18 protein-coding genes are annotated in these 20,243 nt (G+C 70.9%); 14 read left to right on the forward strand and 4 right to left on the reverse strand.

Translation table 11 applies throughout. The annotated features are described in order from the left end of the window. Positions 1-111: 111 nt before the first annotated feature. The 3 genes from DEJ00_RS06125 to DEJ00_RS06135 all read left to right on the forward strand — a co-directional run bounded on the left by DEJ00_RS06125 (position 112) and on the right by DEJ00_RS06135 (position 2,554). On the forward strand, positions 112-453 hold the full coding sequence (locus tag DEJ00_RS06125; protein ID WP_111056728.1) for a hypothetical protein: 342 nt from the start codon (positions 112-114) through the stop codon (positions 451-453). Next, complete coding sequence (locus DEJ00_RS06130; protein WP_111056729.1) at positions 434-1,600, forward strand: Vms1/Ankzf1 family peptidyl-tRNA hydrolase; 1,167 nt, start codon at positions 434-436, stop codon at positions 1,598-1,600. Before DEJ00_RS06125 ends, DEJ00_RS06130 begins: the two co-directional genes overlap by 20 nt. Before the next feature lie 111 nt (positions 1,601-1,711). After that, entirely contained in the window at positions 1,712-2,554 is an 843-nt protein-coding gene (locus DEJ00_RS06135) for a formate/nitrite transporter family protein (protein WP_111053885.1), read from the forward strand. Positions 2,555-2,611: 57 nt separating this feature from the next. On the opposite strand, the gene DEJ00_RS06140 is transcribed toward DEJ00_RS06135, so the two are convergent. Continuing rightward, the gene (locus tag DEJ00_RS06140; protein ID WP_111056730.1) at positions 2,612-3,823 is read right to left on the reverse strand and encodes an MFS transporter; all 1,212 of its coding nucleotides are present in this window, start codon (positions 3,821-3,823) and stop codon (positions 2,612-2,614) included. 98 nt (positions 3,824-3,921) lie between these two features. Here DEJ00_RS06140 and DEJ00_RS06145 point away from each other — a divergent pair, with 98 nt between their 5' ends. Continuing rightward, positions 3,922-4,623, forward strand: coding sequence for a GntR family transcriptional regulator (locus tag DEJ00_RS06145; RefSeq protein WP_258373559.1), 702 nt, complete (start codon positions 3,922-3,924; stop codon positions 4,621-4,623). Between the two features lie 78 nt (positions 4,624-4,701). On the opposite strand, the gene DEJ00_RS18455 is transcribed toward DEJ00_RS06145, so the two are convergent. After that, on the reverse strand, positions 4,702-4,851 hold the full coding sequence (locus tag DEJ00_RS18455) for a hypothetical protein (protein ID WP_155896754.1): 150 nt from the start codon (positions 4,849-4,851) through the stop codon (positions 4,702-4,704). Positions 4,852-5,079: 228 nt separating this feature from the next. Here DEJ00_RS18455 and DEJ00_RS06150 point away from each other — a divergent pair, with 228 nt between their 5' ends. The 7 genes from DEJ00_RS06150 to DEJ00_RS06180 all read left to right on the forward strand — a co-directional run bounded on the left by DEJ00_RS06150 (position 5,080) and on the right by DEJ00_RS06180 (position 13,966). Beyond that, positions 5,080-6,180: a LacI family DNA-binding transcriptional regulator gene (locus DEJ00_RS06150; RefSeq protein WP_071246163.1), complete on the forward strand. Its 1,101-nt coding sequence runs from the start codon at positions 5,080-5,082 to the stop codon at positions 6,178-6,180. A gap of 314 nt (positions 6,181-6,494) precedes the next feature. Further along, entirely contained in the window at positions 6,495-8,168 is a 1,674-nt protein-coding gene (locus tag DEJ00_RS06155; RefSeq protein WP_258373560.1) for an ABC transporter substrate-binding protein, read from the forward strand. After that, the gene (locus tag DEJ00_RS06160; protein WP_017886395.1) at positions 8,165-9,145 is read left to right on the forward strand and encodes an ABC transporter permease; all 981 of its coding nucleotides are present in this window, start codon (positions 8,165-8,167) and stop codon (positions 9,143-9,145) included. The genes DEJ00_RS06155 and DEJ00_RS06160 overlap by 4 nt, the downstream gene beginning before the upstream one ends. Then, on the forward strand, positions 9,142-10,083 hold the full coding sequence (locus DEJ00_RS06165; protein ID WP_110858726.1) for an ABC transporter permease: 942 nt from the start codon (positions 9,142-9,144) through the stop codon (positions 10,081-10,083). Before DEJ00_RS06160 ends, DEJ00_RS06165 begins: the two co-directional genes overlap by 4 nt. Further along, complete coding sequence (locus DEJ00_RS06170; protein ID WP_111056732.1) at positions 10,080-11,876, forward strand: ABC transporter ATP-binding protein; 1,797 nt, start codon at positions 10,080-10,082, stop codon at positions 11,874-11,876. The genes DEJ00_RS06165 and DEJ00_RS06170 overlap by 4 nt, the downstream gene beginning before the upstream one ends. After that, on the forward strand, positions 11,873-12,745 hold the full coding sequence (locus DEJ00_RS06175; protein WP_111056733.1) for an alpha/beta fold hydrolase: 873 nt from the start codon (positions 11,873-11,875) through the stop codon (positions 12,743-12,745). Before DEJ00_RS06170 ends, DEJ00_RS06175 begins: the two co-directional genes overlap by 4 nt. A gap of 24 nt (positions 12,746-12,769) precedes the next feature. After that, positions 12,770-13,966, forward strand: coding sequence for a glycoside hydrolase family 1 protein (locus DEJ00_RS06180; protein WP_111056734.1), 1,197 nt, complete (start codon positions 12,770-12,772; stop codon positions 13,964-13,966). A 106-nt stretch (positions 13,967-14,072) separates the two neighbouring features. Here DEJ00_RS06180 and DEJ00_RS06185 read toward each other — a convergent pair whose 3' ends face one another. Beyond that, complete coding sequence (locus tag DEJ00_RS06185) at positions 14,073-15,260, reverse strand: ankyrin repeat domain-containing protein (RefSeq protein ID WP_146247879.1); 1,188 nt, start codon at positions 15,258-15,260, stop codon at positions 14,073-14,075. An 86-nt stretch (positions 15,261-15,346) separates the two neighbouring features. Further along, positions 15,347-16,531, reverse strand: coding sequence for an acyltransferase (locus DEJ00_RS06190; RefSeq protein WP_111056736.1), 1,185 nt, complete (start codon positions 16,529-16,531; stop codon positions 15,347-15,349). Positions 16,532-16,614: 83 nt separating this feature from the next. On the opposite strand from DEJ00_RS06190, the gene DEJ00_RS06195 reads away from it, so the two are divergent. From DEJ00_RS06195 to galE, 3 genes are all read left to right on the forward strand, one after another. Continuing rightward, on the forward strand, positions 16,615-17,721 hold the full coding sequence (locus tag DEJ00_RS06195; protein ID WP_111056737.1) for a polysaccharide pyruvyl transferase family protein: 1,107 nt from the start codon (positions 16,615-16,617) through the stop codon (positions 17,719-17,721). Next, entirely contained in the window at positions 17,721-19,139 is a 1,419-nt protein-coding gene (locus tag DEJ00_RS06200) for a polysaccharide biosynthesis tyrosine autokinase (RefSeq protein WP_111056738.1), read from the forward strand. Before DEJ00_RS06195 ends, DEJ00_RS06200 begins: the two co-directional genes overlap by 1 nt. 76 nt (positions 19,140-19,215) lie before the next feature. Next, entirely contained in the window at positions 19,216-20,172 is a 957-nt protein-coding gene (gene galE / locus DEJ00_RS06205) for a UDP-glucose 4-epimerase GalE (RefSeq protein WP_111056739.1), read from the forward strand. Positions 20,173-20,243 lie beyond the last annotated feature (71 nt).

Genomic DNA, 20,243 nt, shown 5'->3' on the forward strand with positions numbered 1-20,243 from the left:
CGGCGCACCTTGGAACGGCCCCAGGCCCGGGCGCGGACGGTGGGGTCACAGAGCAGACACCGACGCCCCGGACGGCGAAGGCCGCCGGTGGCACGACCGGGAGGAGAAGCGATGACCGAACGCGGGAACACCACCCATCGCCCCGAACTCGACGAGCAGCTCGCGCACGAGGCGCAGAGCATCGTCCAGGGGCACGGCAGCAACGCCCACGTCGAGGAGTTCCGGCAGTCCGAGCCGGTCCCCGACGACACCGACAGCCCGGAGACCCTCGCCGCGTCGGGCTACGACGGCGAGCTCGAGGGCGAGCTGCAGGACGACACCACCGACGTGCTCCCCGAGGACGACGCCGACCGTGCCGACCCGCTGCCGACCGGCGAGGGCGACGGAGCCGACGCGACCGTGTACCGCACCGAGACCGGGGAGGGCAGCGCCGATGGCTCTGACGCAGAATGACGCCCCGCACCTGCAGTCCGGCATCGCCGAACGCCTGAAGCGCGGGGGCACGTGGACGTGGGCCTACGTCGACGCGTCCGGTGACCGTGAGGACCCGCAGCACCTCGCCGCCCTGCAGCGCCGGAAGGCCGAGGACGTGCTGCGGTCGGCCGGGGCGGACGCCGAGGTCATCGACACGGTGATGGCCGAGCTCGAGGAGACGCCGGGGGTGCCGGCACCCGTCAGCCGGTACGTGCTCGTGCACGACGGCGAACTCGTGCTCAGCGAGGTCCTGCCCGGCGCGATGCACGCCCCGACGTCGATCGGCCACGACCCCGTGCCCGACCTGCTGCCGCTCCTGGCACACCGGCCGCTCGACCTGCCGTTCCTGATCGTCGAGGTCGGTCGCGAGGGCGGTGGCTTCCGCGCCTACCGCCTGGGCCACGCCGACGTGCCGGACCGTCGCGACGAGCAGCGGGTGCAGGGCCGCACCGACACGCTCCACAAGTTCCAGGGCGGCGGCTGGTCGCACCTGCGGTGGCAGCACCACACCGAGGAGATCTGGCGCGACAACCAGAACGAGGTCGCCACGGCCGTCGACGAGGCGTTCCGGCGGCTGCAGCCGAAGCTCATCGTGGTCGCGGGGGACATCCGCGCACGGGGGCTCCTGCTCGACCAGTTGTCCACCGAGGCGCGCGCCGTCGTCTCCGAGGTCCCGGTCGACACCCGGGCGTCGGACGCGTCGGAGACCGCGCTCGTCGAGCACGTCGACATCGCGCTCGCCCGGGTCATCGCGACCCGCCGGCACGACTTCGAGGACCTGCTCCGCACCCACGTCGGCCGCGGGGACAACCAGACGGTCACCGGCCTCGGTTCCGTCGTCGAGGCGCTGCAGCAGGCGCAGGCCTCGGTCGTCGCGATCGACGCCGCCGCGATCGGCGACCGCACCCTGCTCGCGCTGGGAGCGGTGCCGTGGATCGCCACGGCACCCGAGCAGGCGGCGGGCGCACCGGTCATCGGACCTGTCCCAGCCGTGTGCGCGATCGTCCGGGCGGTCGCCCTCACCGACGCGGAGCTGCTGCTCGTGAACGCCGCGTCGCTGCCGAACGGTGCGCCCGCCGCGGCGTTGCTGCGGTGGCCGGTCGGACCGGCGGTGCCGGCCGCCTGAGCGGTGACCGGACGACGGACGGGAGGCCCGGTGCCAGCTGGTACCGGGCCTCCCGTCCGTCTCGGCGCGATCCTGCGGGCCGCCACGACGGCCGCGTATAGCGTCCCGGCCATGACCGACGACCGCCGACGTGAGCTCGGCACCAGCGACGCCCCCGTGGAGGACGAACTCGCGGAGTCCTTCGACGCGACCATCGAGGAGGGCGCGGAGCGGCTGCAACGGACGACCCGGGCCGTCCTCGTCACGGGGTTCTTCGGCGGCCTCGAGGTCGGTCTCGGGGTGATGGCGTACCTGGCGGTGCTCACCGAGACCGACAGCCACCTGCTCGCCGGGCTGGCCTTCGGCATCGGCTTCATCGCGCTGCACCTGGCGCACAGCGAACTCTTCACCGAGAACTTCCTGATGCCGGTCGCGGCCGTGGTCGCCCGCGAGGGGACCGTGCTGCAGCTCGTGCGACTGTGGGGCGGCACCCTCGTGGCGAACCTGGCCGGGGGATGGGTGTTCATGTGGCTCGTCGTCCAGGCGTTCCCGCAGTGGCACGCCACGCTCTCGGAGTCGGCGCACCACTACGTCGACGCGCCGTTCGGACTGCAGAGCATCGTGCTGGCGGTCCTGGGCGGCAGCACCATCACCCTGATGACGCGGATGCAGCAGGGCACCGACTCGGACCCCGCGAAGCTCGTCGCCGCCGTCGCCGGAGGCTTCCTGCTCGCCGGCCTGCAGCTCTTCCACTCGATCCTCGACTCGCTGCTCGTCTTCGGGGCGATCCAGTCGGGCGCGGACATCACCTACGGGCAGTGGCTCGGCTGGTTCGGGTACACGCTGCTGTTCAACGTCCTCGGTGGGCTGGTGCTCGTGACGGCGCTGCGCCTGCTCCGGACGAAGGAGCTCATGCAGGACCGCCGCCGGGACTCCCAGGACGACCCCGAGCGCGCCGACCACGAACAGGGGTGACGGGCGCGACGGGCGACGCAGGCTGACGGGGTCGTCCGCGGTCAGTCGCGCGAACGGTCAGTCGTGCGAGCGGTCGCGTCGGGGCACCAGCGGGACCGCGAGCAGCGGGAGCACCGCCACGATGCCGAACGACGCCGCGAACCCGAGCGCACCGACCAGGGCGCCGATGCCCGGACCGACGGCGCTCGCCGCGATGAACTGCCCGGTGTTCTGCGCCCCGAGCGCCCGGCCCGACCAGAACGGTCCCGCCGCCTCGGCGACCGACGTGTAGGCCAGCCCGTTGTCGGCGACCGTCACGCTCGTCGCGAGCACCAGGAACACCGCAGCCCCGGCCAGGTGCGTCGCGTCGACGACCGCGAGCACCGCCATCACCACCGCGGCGCTCACCGCGACGATCCGCAGGGGTCCGACGCGCGACCCGGCCCGGTCGCTCCAGCCACCGACCAGGATCCGGCCGATCGCCCCGACGAACTGCGCGGCGCCGACGAGCAGCCCGGCCGCCGGCGTCGACCAGCCGAGGCCCACGAGCCAGACGAGCCCGTACGTCGACAGGGTGAACTGCGGCACCACGAGCAGGACCGACACCGCGTGCACCCGCCACAGGAACCCGCTCGACCGGTAGGGGTTCGCGGTCGCCGTCGTCGCCACCGTGGTCCGGGCAGGTCGTGGCGGGTCGGTGATCCCGATCGCGCAGCACACGGCGAGCACCGCGCACAGCACGATCGGCAGGACCAGGGCCGCACGGATCCCGGAGCCCTCGGCGAGCTGCGGCACCGTGACCGCCGCGAGCGTCACCCCGAGCGGTTGCGACATCTGCCGGATGCCCATCGCGAGTCCCCGGCGCTCCTTCGGGAACCACCCCACCACGACCCGGCCGCTCGCGGCGTTCGTCGAGGCACTCGTCATGCCGGCGGCCAGGAACGCCAACCCGAGCAGCACCGGGTCGCCCGCGGCCAGCCAGGCCGCGACCACGGCCAGCGTGGTGAGCACGAGCCCGCCGGCGATGACGACGCGCTCGCCGAACCGGTCGGTGATCGCGCCCCAGGCGATGAGCGTCAGGACCATGCCGAAGGTCGGGGCGGCGGCGAGGACCCCGGCGACCGGCAGGGAGGTGCCGCGGGTGAGCAGGTGGGGGATGAGGAGCGCCGGCGCGGACACGACGAGCGTCCCCGCCGCCTGGGCCGCGACCCCGAGGGCGAGCATCGTCCAGGCGCGGGCGGAGACCGGCGGCGTCGTGGTGGATCGCTGCGGGGCGTCGGTCGTGGGCATGGGTGGTCTCGGCCATTCGTCGTCGTTCCATCGCGGAACAGATTGGTATACCAGAACGGTATACCATTCCCGCCGTCACGCCGCTAGGCTTGTCCGCCGTGACCGACACGACCGACGCCGCGCCCGTGTCGCAGACGGCCCAGCTCTACGACAACCTGCGCGCGGCCATCCTGACCCTCGACATCGCACCGGGGGAGCGCATCTCGGAGCGGGGGCTCGAGGCACGGTTCCACGCCTCGCGCACGCCGGTCCGCGCCGCACTGTCGCGGCTCGAGCGCGAGGGACTCATCCTGCACGAGGGCCGTTCGTGGACGGTCACCCCGATCGACCTCGACGAGATCGCCTCGCTCGCCGAACTCCGCGGCATCCTCGAGCCCGCTGCCGTCCGGTTGGCCGTCCAGCGTGCCACCCCCGAGCAGCTGGCCGAGGTCCGCGGGCACCTCGACGCGCTCCGGCCCACCCCCGACCAGCAGGCCGGCATCCGGATGGGGTCGACGTTCCACCTCGACCTCGCCTCGCTCGGGGGCAACCGGTTCGTCACCGACGCCATCGCCGACGCCCTGACGCGGCTCGAGCGCACGCGTTGGATCGAGGTCCGCACGCCCGAGGCGCGCGACGCCGCGTGGGACGAACACAGCGCCATCATCGACGCCGTGCGCGACGGCGACGCGGACCGCGCAGCGGAACTCGTGGCCGCCCACGTCGCCGGTACGAACGACCGGCTGCTCAGCTGGATCGCGCAGGAGCGCCGACGCCTGCGCGGGGCGGGCATGACGATCGTGGGCGCGACCGAGGGCTGAGTGTCCGCGGACGTGAGTGGTCTGCGGGCGCCTGTCCGGGCCTCCTGGCCGTGTCCGGGGGAGGCCGGGCGTGGGCCGCTAGCGCAGGTCCGTCGTCTCCTGCGGCGCGTCGAGATCGTCGAACGTGCGGATCGAATCCGTGCGTTCGAGCAGCGCGTCGCGCACCTCGGCCTCGTCGTGGCTCGCGCGGAGTGCGAGCTTGCTCCCGGAACGTGTCGACTGTGACATGTCGTGTCCTTCCCCTGCGTGTGGGCAACCTGATCGGTGCGGGCACGCGGCCCGCTGGTGCGCTTCCTCACGGGACGTACTGAGGTCGGAACAGTGTCGCGCGACCCCCGCGGTCCCGCAAGCGTTTCCGGCACCGTGTGGAGAACTCCCGGGACACGGCATGCCTAGGATGGTCCGGCCGCACAGCGCGAGGCGCGGCACCAGCGGACGTCGAAGGGGAGGCACGGGTTGGCCGACCAGCGCACCGCACCTCCCACGGTCTACGACGTCGCGTCTGCAGCCGGCGTCTCCATCGCCACCGTCTCGCGCGTGCTCCGCACGCCCGACGCCGTCCGCGAGGGTACCCGGGACCGCGTGCAGGCGGCGATCCGGAGCCTCGGGTACGTCCCGTCCGGCAACGCCCGGGCCCTCGCCGGCAAGCGCACCGGCGTCGTCGGACTGCTGTTGCCCGGGTTCGACGTGGTGCCCGACGAGCGGCCGGACCTGGTCACCGACGGCGGCGTCCGCGTGGTCGACGACCGGCGGCACGTGACGCAGCCGTTCTCGTCCAACCTGTACTTCGACGAGGTCCTGCGCGGTGCCGAGACCGAGGCCTGGCAGCGGGGGCTCGCGCTCATGGTCGCCGCCGGGCGGGGGTCGTCGCGCGACGTCATCGTGAACGACGTCGCCGGCCGGGTCGACGGGCTGGCCGTGCTGGCACAGACCGTGCCCGACGACCTGCTCGAGCACGTCGCCCGACGCATCCCGGTGGTGGTGCTCGCCGACGACCGGCGCTCGCACGGGTTCGACTCGGTGAGCGTGGACAACGCCGCGGGCATGCGGACCCTGGCGTCACACGTGATCGGGCGCCTGGGGATCCGGTCCCTCGCGTACGTCGCGGGGCCCATCGACTCGCCCGACGACATGGAGCGCTCGGCGGGGTTCCGCGCGGCGCTGGCCGACCACGGGGTGCCGGCCTCGACGGTGCGCACCGTGCACGGCGACTTCGGGCGGGCTCGGGCGCGGGAGCTCGCGGTGTCGCTGCTGGCCGACGACGTCCCGCGCGCCGTCGTCTGCTCGAACGACCAGTCCGCGCTCGGGGTGCTCGACGCCGCCGCTGCCCGGGGGCTCCGCGTGCCCGAGGACCTCGTCGTGACCGGGTTCGACGGCATCGACGCCGGTCGGTTCTCGTCGCCGCGCCTGACGACCGTGCACCAGCCGATGGGGGCGCTCGGCCGTGCTGCCGTCCTGGCGATCGTGGACCGGCTGGAGCGCCGCGAGGGGCCGCCGCGCGCCGTGCGCCTGCCCGTCGAGGTGCTGCTGCGCGAGAGCTGCCCGCCCGCGCTGTAGGCGCGCGGCGGCTCGCACCGTGCGAGGGGCGTGTGGTGCGAGCTTCCGTGTTCGGTGCGAGCCTCGCGACCTCGCACCACGGACGGAACCTCGCACCACGCGCGACGCCCCTCGCACCGTGCGACGCCCCGCGCCGACGACACCTCGCACGGTGCCACCCCGCGAAACAACACCCGCGCTTGCACGCCGCGATGTAAGCGCATACATTGAGCACGTACCGACTCGACATGGAGGTCGACCGAGCAATGACGCTTCCCCCACAGCGCACGCGCGGCACGCGTGACCCAGGCCCCCGCCGCCGAGGCCGCCTCGTCGTGGCCATCGCCGGCCTCGCCGCAGTGGCCCTCGTGGCCACCGGCTGCAGCATCCAGGTCCGCTCCGAACCCGATCCCACCATCGGCAAGGACACGATGCTCATCAACGCGGACCGCGGCAACCCGCTGTTCGACCGCAACTTCAACCCGTACATCGCGAACGCCCGCACGGCCTCCAAGTGGATGTACGAGCCCCTCATCGAGGTGAACCCCCTCGACGGCAAGCGCAACCCGTGGCTCGCCAGCGCGTGGAGCCAGCCCGACGCGAAGACGATCGACATGACGATCCGCTCGGGTGTCGAGTGGTCCGACGGGTCGCCGTTCAGCGCGAGGGACGTCGTCTTCACCTTCGACCTGCTCAAGAAGTTCCCCGCCATGGACGTCAAGGGCGCCTGGCAGCACATCGAGCGCATCGAGCAGGACGGCGACCACGTCGTCTTCCACCTCAAGAGCGAGGACGTCCCGAGCCTGACGATCATCGGCCAGACGTACATCCTCGGCGAGGACCACTGGAGCGGCGTGAAGGACCCGACGACCTGGCGCGACCCGAACCCGGTCGGCACCGGTCCGTTCGTCCTCGGCAACTACACCGACCAGCAGTACTCGATGGACAAGAACCCGAAGTACTGGCAGGCCGACAAGATCGCCATCAAGCACCTCATCCTGCCGGCGACGAACACGCAGCTGGACACCGTCACCCGCGGCTACGACTGGGCGTACTCGTTCATCTCCGACGTCAAGGGCACCTGGGGTGCCGCGTCGAAGACGAACGAGTGGTGGTTCCCGGCCGGCGGTGTGATCGGCCTCATCCCGAACCTCACGAAGGCGCCGTACAACGACGTCAACGTCCGCCGGGGCATCTCGCTCGCGCTGGACCGTGACGCCATCGCCGAGACCGCGTCCGAGGGCAACCTGTCGGCGGCGGGCCAGACCGGCCTGATCCTGCCGAACCAGGAGCGCTACCTCAACCCGGACATCCCCGACCAGGGCATGATCACCCAGGACACGAAGGCGGCGCTCGCCAGCCTCGCGAAGTCCGGTTACAGCGTGCAGGGCGGCAAGGTCGTCAAGGACGGCAAGCAGCTCGCGATCACGATCATGACCGCGAACGGCTACTCCGACTGGCTCCGTGCCGCGCAGGAGGTCCGACGCGAACTGACGGCCATCGGCATCAAGGTGACGATCCAGGCGCCGCAGCCCGCCGGGTACCAGCAGAACATCAACAACGGCACGTTCGACATGGCGATGGGCGGCATGGGCAACGGTGACGTCTACCAGGCGTTCAACTCGCTGCTCAGCAGCGAGTTCTACCAGCCCGTCGGCAAGTCGACCGTCAACAACTACGAGCGGTACAAGAACGCCGACACCCAGAAGCTCCTCGACGAGTACAAGGCGACGACGGACACCGCGAAGCAGCAGGAGATCCTCGACCAGCTGCAGCAGACCGTCTACGACGAGCTCCCCGTCATCGGCATGTACTACGGCGGGCTCTGGGGCCTGTTCAACACCGGCAAGTTCGTCGGCTGGCCGAGTGCGAAGGACCCCTACATGGCACCGCAGAACTACGACTCGGCACCGCTGCTCATCTTCACCAAGCTCCGTCTGCGCGACAGCGCCGCCGGCAAGCAGATCCTGCAGGAGCAGAACGCCGCGCAGCAGGAGGACCAGAAGTGAAGTACATCCTCCAGAAACTCGTCCTCTTCGTCCTGACCCTCTGGGCCGCGGTCACGCTGAACTTCGTGCTCCCGCGCCTGATGCCCGGCAGCCCGGCCGACGCCGCACTCGCGAAGCTCAGCCAGAACGGTCCGGTCACCGACGCCACCAAGAAGGCCATCGAGGCCCAGCTCGGGGTGCCGACCGGCAACCTCTGGGACCAGTACGTCAGCTACCTGCACCAGGTCATCACCCTCGACTTCGGGACGAGCTACACGTTCTACCCGCAGCCCGTCGGTGACCTCGTGTCGAAGGCCCTGCCGTACACGCTGATCCTGGTCGGGGTCGTCACGATCCTGGCGTTCGTCCTCGGCACCCTGATCGGTGTCGCGGCGGCGTGGAAGCGCGGCACGTGGCTCGACTCGCTCCCCACTCTGTCGGGCAGCTTCATGTCGACGTTCCCGTACTTCTGGACCGCCCTGCTGCTGCTGTTCTTCCTCGGCTACGTGCTGCACTGGTTCCCGACCACGGGTGCCTACTCGGCGACGACGACGCCCGGACTCAACGGTGCCTTCTTCGGCGACGCACTGCAGCACGCGGTGCTGCCGGCGGTCACGATCCTGGTGACGAGCCTCGGCGGCTGGATCATCGGCATGCGCAACGCGATGATCAACACCCTCGGTGACGACTACGTGACCTTCGCCGAGGCCAACGGCCTGCGCGGACGCACCGTGGCCATCCGCTACGCGGCCCGCAACGCGATCCTGCCGAACCTGACCGGCTTCGGTCTGGCGCTCGGTGGCGTGGTCGGCGGTTCCGTCCTGGTCGAGCAGGTCTTCGGCTACCCGGGCATCGGCTACCTGCTGTTCAACGCCGTCATCGGGCAGGACTACCCGCTCATGCAGGCCCTCTTCCTGATGATCACCGTGTCGGTGCTCATCGCCAACTTCATCGTGGACGTCATGTACGGCGTCCTGGACCCGAGGACGCGTCGATGACCAACAACGCAACCATCGCCGTGCGAACGCAAGACACGGAAGAACAAGCAGCGCCGTCCAAGTGGCGCGCCGCCGCCCGCCAGTTCGGCGTCGTCTGGTCGAACAAGAAGGCCCGGATCGGCATCATCATCCTCGGCGTCTTCGTGTTCGTCGCGGTCTTCGCCCCGCTCCTGGCCCCGTACGGCGCCAGCCAGAACGGCTTCGCCCGGTCCGCCGACGCAACGCCCGACCACTGGATGGGCACCACTGCCGCCGGCGAGGACGTCCTGTCCCAGATCATCTACGGCGCCCGCATCTCGGTCATGGTCGGCGCGGTCGCGGGCATCCTGTCCACGCTCGTCGCCGTCGCGATCGGCCTCAGCTGGGGCTACGTCCGCGGCTGGATCGCCGAGGTCATCGGGTTCATCGTGAACCTGTTCCTCGTCATCCCGGGGCTGCCCCTGATGATCGTCATCGCCGCCTACCTGCAGAACGGCGGCATCGCGGTGATCATCGCGGTCATCGTCGTGACGGGTTGGGCGTGGGGCGCTCGCGTGCTCCGCTCGCAGACGCAGTCGCTGCGTGGTCGGGACTTCGTCACCGCCGCCCAGTTCTCCGGTGAGGGTGCGACCCGCATCGTGTTCCGCGAGATCCTGCCGAACATGACGAGCCTCATCGTCGGCAGCTTCTTCGGGGCCGCCACCAGTGCCATCCTCGCCGAGGCGGGCCTCGAGTTCCTCGGACTCGGCGACTCGTCGATCGTCAGCTGGGGCACGATCCTTTACTGGGCGCAGAACTCGAATGCTCTGCTCACCGGGCAGTGGATCCTGCTCTTCGCGCCGGGTCTCTGCATCGCGCTCCTCGCGATGAGCCTCACCCTGATCAACTTCGGCGTCGACGCCGTGTCCAACCCGCGGCTGCGCGACGGCGCACGGCCCCGTAAGGAGAAGCGCGCATGAGCGGCTTGCCAGAAACGCACCCGGCAGACGGCCTGGAGGCGCCCACCGGCGCCGCCACGGGCCTCCAGTCCGACGGTGGTGCCGTCCAGGGCGACGCCTCCGTCCTGCTCGACGTCCGCGACCTGTCGGTCGTCTACGAGTCGGCCGGCCAGGGCGCCGTCCAGGCCGTCGACCACGTGTCGTTCCAGCTGCAGAAGGGCGAGTTCGTCGGCCTGGTCGGCGAGTCCGGTTCCGGCAAGTCGACGCTCGGCTACGCGCTGACCCGGCTGCAGAAGCCGCCGGCGCGCACGAACGGCGGCAGCATCGTCTTCGCGGGCAAGGACATCCGCGACCTCGACGACGAAGCCCTGCGCCAGCAGCGGCAGGGCGGCTTCGCCATGGTGCTGCAGTCCGGCATGAACGCGCTCAACCCGGTGCGCACCATCCGGAACCACTTCGTCGACGTCTTCAAGGCGCACGGCCACGTGTCGCGCGACCGCTGGGACGCGCGGATGAAGGAGCTCATCGAGAAGGTGAAGCTGCCGACCTCGATGCTCGCCCGGTTCCCCGGGGAGCTCTCCGGCGGCATGCGCCAGCGCGTCTCCATCGCCCTGGCGCTCTCGCTCGAGCCGCAGCTGATGGTGTTCGACGAGCCGACGACGGCGCTCGACGTCCTCGTGCAGCACGCCGTGATGGACACGATCATCGAGCTGCAGCGCACCGAGGGCTTCACGGCGATCCTGATCAGCCACGACCTCGGCATCGTCCTCGAGGCCACCGAGCGCGTCCTCGTCATGCACGAGGGCCGGATCGTCGAGGACGGCGGCTCCCGCGAGATCCTCCGCGACCCGCAGGACGAGTACACGCAGATGCTCCTGTCGCACTACGCCGACCCCCGCGCCGAGGTGGTGTCGTTGCCGGGCTTCCCGGACCGCTCGCTCCGAGCCGAGGCCGGCGAGAAGCGGCAGGAGACGACCTCGTCGTTCAGCACCGTCGGGTCCCGCGAGCGCAGTGCCGCCCGCAACCCGATCGTCGTCGACCACATCGTGAAGACCTACCCGGCTCCCCGCCGCGGTGAGCAGCCGGTGCAGGCCGTGCGCGACGTGTCGTTCACCCTGGAGCCCGGGCAGTCGCTCGCCCTGGTCGGCCAGTCCGGTTCGGGCAAGTCGACCATCGCGAAGCTGCTCACCGGCGTCGAGAAGCCGACCACCGGCACCGTCCGGTTCGGGGACCTCGACGTCGCCCGCCTCGGCAAGCGCGGCCTGCGGGACCTCCGCTCCGAGGTCCAGATGGTGTTCCAGGACCCGTACTCGGCGCTCAACCCGCTGCACACGGTCGAGTACACGCTGTCCCGGCCGATCGCGAACTACACCGGGCTGACCGGCCGCGATGCCCGACGCCGGGTGCTCGAGCTGCTCGAGACGGTGGGGCTCACCCCCGTCGAGCAGTTCGCGCAGAAGCTCCCGCACCAGCTCTCCGGCGGGCAGCGGCAGCGCGTGGTGATCGCCCGGGCGCTGGCGAGCGACCCGCAGGTGATCATCGCCGACGAGCCGGTGTCGATGCTCGACGTGACGCTGCGCGCCGGTGTGCTCGCACTGCTCGAGGACCTCCGCGAGCAGTGGGGCGTCTCGCTCCTCTACATCACGCACGACCTGCTGAGTGCGCGGCTCATCACGGACGACATCATGGTGCTCCACGAGGGCGCCGTGGTCGAGCGGGGTCACACCGCCCAGGTGCTGCAGGACCCGCAGGACCCGTACACGATCGCCCTCCTCGACGCTGTTCCCAACCCGCGGAGGACCCTGCGCGCATGACGAACCTGCACGACTTCCCGACGGTCCCGCCGTTCGGACACCTGCCCACCCCGGACGGCGTCGACGTCGTCGGGATCGACGTCCCGGTCGGGCGGCTCACGGCCTACCGGATCGTGCCCGAGGGGGTGTCGAAGGGCACCGTGCTCATCGTCCCCGGGTACACCGGCTCGAAGGAGGACTGGCGGACCTTCCTGCCCGTCCTCCGCGACGCCGGGTGGACCGCGGTCGCGATCAGCCGGCGCGGTCAGGCCGACTCGGCAGCACCGACCGAACCCCGCGACTACTCCCTCGACGAAGAAGCCGCCGACGTCGTGCGGGTCGCGCGCCTGCTCGACGACGGCGCCCCCGTGCACCTGATCGGGCACTCGCTCGGCGGCGTGATCGTCCGGGCCGCCGCGCTCCAGGACCCGACGGCGTTCCGCGACGTCGTGCAGTTCTGCTCCGGGCCGCACGGCTGGCCGTACCGCAAGGTCGCCGAGCTGACGATCCTGCACGACACCGGCGGGAACCTCCGGCAGCTGTTCGACTCGACGAACCCGCTCTGGGCGTACCGGCCCGACGACGAGCTGCCCGATGACGTCCGCATGGTGCGCGACCGCTTCGACGCGACGAGCCCGCTCAGCGTCGCCGCCGGTGGCCACATCCTCGAGGACCACACCGACGCCTCCGACGCCCTGCGCGCGACCGGCCTGCCGGTCCTCGTCGCCCACGGCGAGTGGGACAACGCCTGGCCGATCCCGTGGCAGCGGGCGATGGCCGAGCAGACCGGCGCCGAGTACGTCGTCATCCCCGCGAGCTACCACGGTCCCCAGGTCGAGAACCCGCTCGGGACGGTCGCCGTCTTCGACGCATTCCTGAGCCAGCACTGACTCGAACAAGCACTGAAAGGCACCATCATCTCCACGCTGCAGTTCCCCGACGGCTTCCTCTGGGGTGCCGCCACCGCCGCCCACCAGATCGAGGGCAACAACGTCAACAGCAACTGGTGGGTGCACGAGCACGAGCCGGACACCACCATCGTCGAGCCCTCGGGTGACGCGGCGGACAGCTACCACCGGTACCGCGAGGACATCCGCATCGCGGCCGAGCTCGGGCTGAACTCCTACCGGTTCAGCATCGAGTGGGCCCGCATCGAGCCCGAGCGCGGGTTCGTCAGCCGTGCCGAGGTCGACCACTACCGCCGCATGGTCGACGCCTGCCACGAGTTCGGCATCGAGCCGATCGTCACCCTCATGCACTTCACCGTGCCGCGATGGTTCGAACGCGACGGCTTCTGGCGCGCACCCGACGCCGCCGACCTGTTCGCCCGCTACACCGAGGCCGCGCTCCCCGTGGTGCAGGACGGCGTCCGCTACGTCTGCACGATCAACGAACCGAACATCGCGGCCATGCTCGCCGGCGGCGAGGACGCGGCCAACCTGGTGGCCTTCGGCCTGCCGAACCCGGACCTCGGCGTGGCAGACGCCCTGCTGGCCAGCCACAAGCGGTCGCGCGAGGTCCTGTCACAGGTGTCGGGCCTCCGGTCAGGCTGGACCGTCGCGACCCAGGCGTTCAAGTCCAACGGTGAGCCGGGCGCGGACGCGATGCTCCGCGAGTACGGCTACCCGCGCGACGACTGGTACCTCGAGAACGCCGCCGGCGACGACTTCCTCGGCGTGCAGGCCTACACCCGCACGTTCATCGGTCCGGACGGGCCCCTGCCCGTCGCCGACGACGTCGAGACCACCCTGACGGGCTGGGAGTTCTACCCCGAGGCGTCGGCCGATGGGCTCCGCAGCGCGTGGGAGCTCTCCGGTGGTGTCCCGCTGATGATCACCGAGAACGGCATCGCCACCGCCGACGACCCCCGCCGGCAGGCGTACACGCAGGGCGCTCTCGAGGGCATCCACCGCTGCATCGAGGACGGCATCGAGGTCCTCGGCTACCAGCACTGGTCGCTGCTCGACAACTACGAGTGGGCCTCCGGCTTCCGCCCGACCTTCGGGTTGATCGCGTGGGACCGCGAGACCTTCGAGCGCACGCCGAAGGACTCCGCCCGCTGGTACGGGCGGGTCGCACAGGCGAACGCCCTCGAGTCGGTCGCCGTCTAGGACGGTCGACCCGCAGGCGCGCGGCGGACGGGAGGCCCTGCTCCCGTCGGCCGCGCTTCGTCACGTCCGGCACCGGTCGGCCCACGGGCCGTGGTGCGGCCAGCGCTCAGGCGGCGGCGAGCAGGTCGGCGACGGCCGTCTCGCGGAGCAGCTCCGCGCGGTCCGCAGCGGTCGAGCCCTCGTCGTCGGCGGCGTCCCGGTCGACGTCGAGCGACAGCACGACCCGGACCGTGTCGAGGTCGCCGGAGTCGACGGCCGCGATCAGCAGCGTCGCGCCCCGTGACCCGCGCGCCCTGGTGTCCGCACCCGCGGTGGCGAGGGCACGCACGATCGCGGCGTGCCCGCCCCACGCAGCGCGGACGATCGGGGTGTTGCCGTCGCCGTCACGGGCCTCCAGGTCGGCGCCCGCTGCGACCAGCACGTCGATCGCCCGTCGCGCGTCGCGGTCGATCGCCAGCGTCAGCGGCGTCCGCCCCTCGGTGTCCTCCAGCTGCAGGGTCGCTCCGCGGCGCAGGAGTTCCTCGAGCATCTCGGGGTGGTCGAACCACGCGGCGGCGTGCAGCGGGGCGAAGCCCCAGCGGGGGTCGACGTCGTCGACGTCGCTCGCGTCGTCGGCCAGGTGCAACCCGCCGAGGTCGCCGTACGCCGCGGCGCGCACCACCTCGGTCGCCCACTCCACCCAACCGTCCGGCACCGGGCCGTGCCAGCCGCGTGCCGGACGCGACTCGAGGCCGGAGTACACCGACTCGGCGACGCTCCGGATCGCCACCCGGACGCCCCGGAACCGGATCGCGACCTCACCGACGGGGGAGATCAGCAGGCGGAGCTCCCAGGCATCGTGCTCGTTCAGGTACTCGAGCTCGCCCCGGGCGACGTGCGCGTCACCGGCGAGCAGTGCCGCGGCGTCGACACCCGGTGGGTCGATGACGGCGTCCCGGAGCCGGAGCGACACCCTGGCGTGGTTCCAGCGGCGCCACAGGCCGCTCGGGGTGTCGAGCACCTCGTCGTTGCGGACCACGATGTCGGCGTGCACGACGACCGGGTCGGGCACACCGTGGCCGGGCAGGTCGACGGGGGTCGTCACGTCGTCCTCGTCGGCGTCCGGGTCGACGACGGCGTCGGCGGACTCCACGACCCAGCGTTCGATCCGTGAGTCCGTCCACTTGACCGTCAGGAGCGCGGCGATCGTGGGCGGGGCGTCCTCGAGCAGCCGGGTCACGTGTTCGCGCTGGCCGTCGAAGTCCTCGAGGGAGACGTAGCCAACGGAGGGCCAGTTCACTCGACTCCATCGCACGGGACGACCCTACCCGGCAGCGGTCCGTCTCCCCGCGGAGGGTCTCGTCGCGTGCTCTCGTCCAGCTCCGCAGTTCTCCACAGGTGTCACCCTTCCGGAGCAGCGCCGTCCGGGATGTGAGATGTTGAAGACATGCCGCCGCGGACCGTCCCCCGACTTGCGGTACGGACTGCGTCCAGAGGTCCTGATCCCGCGACTGCTCGGCTCGAGGACCTGCGGCCACGGCCGGAGCGAGCCCCGGGGAGCAGCAGGCGGCTGGCTCCGCGAGTGAGCGGACGGTCGACGAAGCGGTGGGCGAGCGGCGCCACGGCGAGCATGGCACCGACGGTGATGGTGACGACCACGAACCACGGCACCCAGTACGCGCCCACGGCGGCGAGTGCTGCGGGCACCACCGGCGCCAGGAGCGGATGGACGAGGTACAGCGCGTACGAGGCAGCGCCGCCGGCCATCACCCAGCGGGGCACGAACCGGCCGATCCGATCGTCCAGCCAGACCGCCGAGAACACGACAGCGGAGATCACGAGCGGGACGACGGCCGCCGAGACCTCCAGGCGTTCGACGCGCAACGAGGCCAATGTGCCCATGCAGACCGCGATGCCGCCGAGCGACAAGACGGTCAGCGCCGGGCGTCGTGCTCGCCACCCGCGGGCGATGACCATCCCGGCGAGGAAGTAGAGCGTCACGTCATCGGCGTAGAACCACCATGCTGACCCGGTGGCCGGGCGCAGGAGTGACGCGGCGGCCGCGATCGTGAGGATCGGTGCGCAGAGTGCCAGCGGGTCGACCCGGATGGCCAGGGCGAGCGTCATCAGCGCGTAGAACGCCATCTCGAAGACCAGCGTCCACCCGACGCCCCAGAGCGGATGGATGGCACCGGCTTCATCGTGACCGGGGATGAACAGGTACGACGCGAGGACCGTGCCCGGGCTGAGGGCCGAGTTGACCACCAACGAGCCGGCCAGGACCACCGCGGCGACCTTGATGGTGGTCATCAGCCAGTAGAGCGGGACGACCCGCGCGAGCCGAGCCCGGGCGAACCGGTGCCAGGACCCCGGCGCCTGACCGAGGTCGTCGCCGACGAGCACCATCACGAAACCGCTGATCGCGAAGAACAGCCAGACGCCCAGTCCGCCGATCCGGTCGAGCTGCGGGGTGTGCTCGTCGAAGCGCTCCGCCGAGTAGTAGCACGCGTGGACGATCACCACGAGGGCGGCTGCGACGTACCGCAGGCCCTGGATGAGACGGAAGGGCTGCTGTCGCGTCGGCATGTCGCAATTCTACATGCAAAATACAAACATACGTGATGATATCGGGCGCGTGCTATGGATATCGCACGTGATATACTAATGACATGACCACACGAACCGCAGCGCGCGAGGTCGTCTACCTCGGCTGGACGGGGCACGGCAACTACGGCGATGAACTCCTCCTCGAGACCTGGCGTCTCGCCCTCGGGATCGACGCCGTCTCGCCGGTGACTCGACGGGAGCGACTCGCCGACGTCCGGAGCGCGATCCACTCGTACCGCACCGGAGGTCGTACCGAGCGGATGCTCCTCCTCGGTGGCGGGACGGTGCTCGGCTTCCAGAACTGGGCACGGCACGTGGCAGATGCTGCTCGGGTGTACCGCGCAGACGCAGTGGTCGCACTCGGAGCCGGGGCGGCTGAGTCGACCGACACGTTCGCCCTGGGCCTGCAGGGGCACGACTGGCGGCGCTGGTCGGAGCTCCGATCGATCTTGCTCGGTGTCCGCGGTCCGCTCACAGCGGTGGAGTGCGAGCGGGCCTGGGGTCGTCCTGCGGTCGTCGGCGACCCCGCTCTGCTGTACCCGGTCGTGGCGGGTATCGAACACGTCCACGACGCCGACGGCCCGGTCGGTGTGAGCGTCGGCGCTGATCCGGTGTCGCGGTTCGACCCGCGGTCGGTTGCAGCGGCGGTGCGCGGGATGACCGGAGCGGACACCGAGATCGTGTTGTTCGCGCTGTCCCCGAACGACCTCGCCGCCTGTCGAACCCTGCAGTCCGAACTGCACCGCCCGTCGCGGATCCACCGGTTCGACGGCGACGTCCGCGCAACGACCTCGGAGATCAGCCGGTGCAGTCTCATGCTCACCGAGCGACTGCACGGTGCCGTCGCCGCGGTCGGCCTGGGCGTCCCCACGGTGCCGCTCGCCTACGCCTCGAAGTGCGACGACTTCTGGCTCAGCGTCACGGGGGAACGGCCTGCGGTCGTTCCTGGCTCGACGAAGCAGCAGATCGTCGATGCTGCGATCCGGGCGCTCGACCCCCTCGAGCGCTCGGCGACCCAGGCGCTGGCGAGCACGCTCCGCCAGCGCCTCGTGGTCGGGGTGCAACGGATCGCCGACTGGCGCGAGGGCGTCACCACGACCGACCAGCTCCGCGAGCCGCTCCCGTTCGAGACGGTCGAACCCGCTGGTGCCCACCGAGGAGTTGCCTGATGGAAGCTCAGGAGTACGTCCGGATCCTGCGCAAGAGCTGGCTCCTCATCACGGCGACGGCGCTGCTCGGCATCCTCAGCGGTGGTGCGCTCGCTGCTGCGGCGACACCCGCCTACACCGCGGCGACCCGTCTCTACGTCTCCGTCCGTGCGCAAGAAGGCGCCGCCAGTACGGATCTGAACCAGGGGACGAGCTTCGCGCGACAAGCGATCTCCACCTACGTCGACGTCGTGAACAGCCCGATCGTCCTCGATCGCGCCGGACGCGAGCTGGAGCCGCGCATGACGGCAGCCGAACTCGCGCCGCTCGTCAGCGCCTCGTCCCCTGCCAACACCGTGCTCCTCGAGGTCTCCGTGACGGACACCAGCGCGAAGCGTGCGGCAGCGATCGCGAACGCCGTCGGGGAGTCCTTCGCACGCGTCGTGTCCGAGGACCTCGAGAAACCGAGCGTCGGGCCGTCCCTCATCGCCGTGAAGACGATCGCGCCGGCAACCGTACCGAGCGCGCCGAGTGCTCCACGGATCCCGCTGATGCTCGCGATCGGCCTCGCGGTGGGTCTCGTGACCGGGGTCGGGATCGCGGTGCTCCGGACGAACCTGGACACGAGGGTCCGGACCGCGGAGCAGATCGAGGCAGTCGCGCGTCGCCCCTACCTGGGCGGGATCTTCGTCGATCCGGACGCCCAGAAACGTCCCCTCATCGTCCACGCCGACCCGAGGAGCCCGCGGTCGGAAGCCTTCCGTCGACTCCGGACGAGTCTGCAGTTCGTCGGCCTCGGCGACGCTGGCCGCTCGTTCGTGGTGACCAGTTCCGGGCCGGGCGAGGGCAAGAGTTACGTCGCGGCGAACCTGGCCATCGCCCTTGCTGAGACCGGAGCGAGTGTCGTCCTCGTCGATGCGGACCTCCGGCGCCCCCGTGTGGCGGACTACCTCGGCATCGAGGGGAACGCCGGGCTGACGGACCTGCTCATCGGACGTGCGGAGATCGCCGACGTCCTGCAGCCGTGGGGTGAGCAAGCGCTCTCGGTGCTCCCGTCCGGACGCATCCCCCCGAACCCGAGCGAGATGCTCGGCTCCGCTGCGATGCGTGCGACCGTGGAACACCTGGAGCGCAACTTCGACTACGTCGTGATCGATGCGCCGCCGGTCCTGCTGGTCGCCGATGCCGCCGTGCTCAGCGCGGTCGCCGGCATCCTCTTCGTGGCCGCCGCCGGCAAGGTCCGCAAGGCGGATGTCGTCGCAGCACTCCGGGCGCTCGATGCGGTCAAGGCGGTCACGTTCGGAGTGGTCGGCCAGATGCTGCCGATGCGCGGTGCCGGTGGCGGGTCCTACGGCAAGTACGCCTACTACGACGGCGACACCCCGGTCATCGAGCCGGTGCCCGAGGAGCGGCGCAGCCGGCGCGGTCTGACCACATGACCCACGGTGTCGGCTCGACCGTCGCGCGCCCGGTCGGCGCCGCCCTCACCGACCCCGAACCCTCTGGGAGCTGAACTTGTCAATCCTCGTCACCGGCGGCGCCGGGTACATCGGCTCGCACGTGGTGCGCCTCCTCGAGGAGCGAGGCGAGTCGGTCATCGTGGTCGACGACTTCTCGAGCGGCCTCAGGTCGCGGGTCGGAGCCGTCGTCCAACTCGACCTCGCGGCCGCCGATGCCACGTCAGCACTCATCGCCATCATGCACGAGCACGACGTGTCCTCTGTCATCCACCTCGCGGCCCTCAAGGACGTCGCGGAATCGGTCGCCGAGCCGGAGCGCTACTACAGCGTCAACGTCGGAGGGCTCGGGCACCTGCTCGAAGCGATGCGGTCCGTCGGAGTCACTCGAATCGTCTTCTCGTCCTCGGCTGCCGTGTACGGCGATGTGCAGGACGTCGTCGTCACGGAGCGGACTCCGTGTTCGCCGATCAATCCGTACGGCCAGACGAAGCTGATCGGTGAGTGGATGCTCGACGCAGCGCACGACGCCTGGGGGCTGCGGGCGATCTCGCTGCGCTACTTCAACGTCGCCGGCGCCGGATGGGACGACCTCGCGGACACGGCTGCCAAGAACCTCATCCCGATCGTGGTGGATCGGATCCTTCGCGGTGAGTCACCGGTCGTCTACGGCGACGACCATGACACCCCGGACGGCACCTGCATCCGCGACTACATCCACGTCGCAGACCTCGCACAGGCGCACCTCGCTGCGGTCGACACGCTCCGCGACGCCAGCGACTTCGCCGGCCCGGTCAACATCGGCACGGGCAAGGGGGCGTCCGTCCGAGAGGTCGTGGCCGAGGTGAGCAGCGCCCTCGGACGACCGAGCACCCTGCGGGTCGCCGCAGCTCGTGCTGGCGATCCCGCCGCGGTCGTCGCGGACCCGTCCGTCGCAGCCGATCAGCTCGGGTGGCGGGCTCGTCACGGTCTCGACGCGATCGTCCGGTCCGCCCTCGGAGCAGTCCACTCCTGACGCACGCTGATGAGCGCGCTGTCCGCATCGACGCGCGGAGCGCTCGGGATCCGCTGCGTTCTCGGCTCGGG

This window comes from Curtobacterium sp. MCLR17_039 (genome assembly GCF_003234745.1).
GTDB lineage: Bacteria > Actinomycetota > Actinomycetes > Actinomycetales > Microbacteriaceae > Curtobacterium > Curtobacterium flaccumfaciens.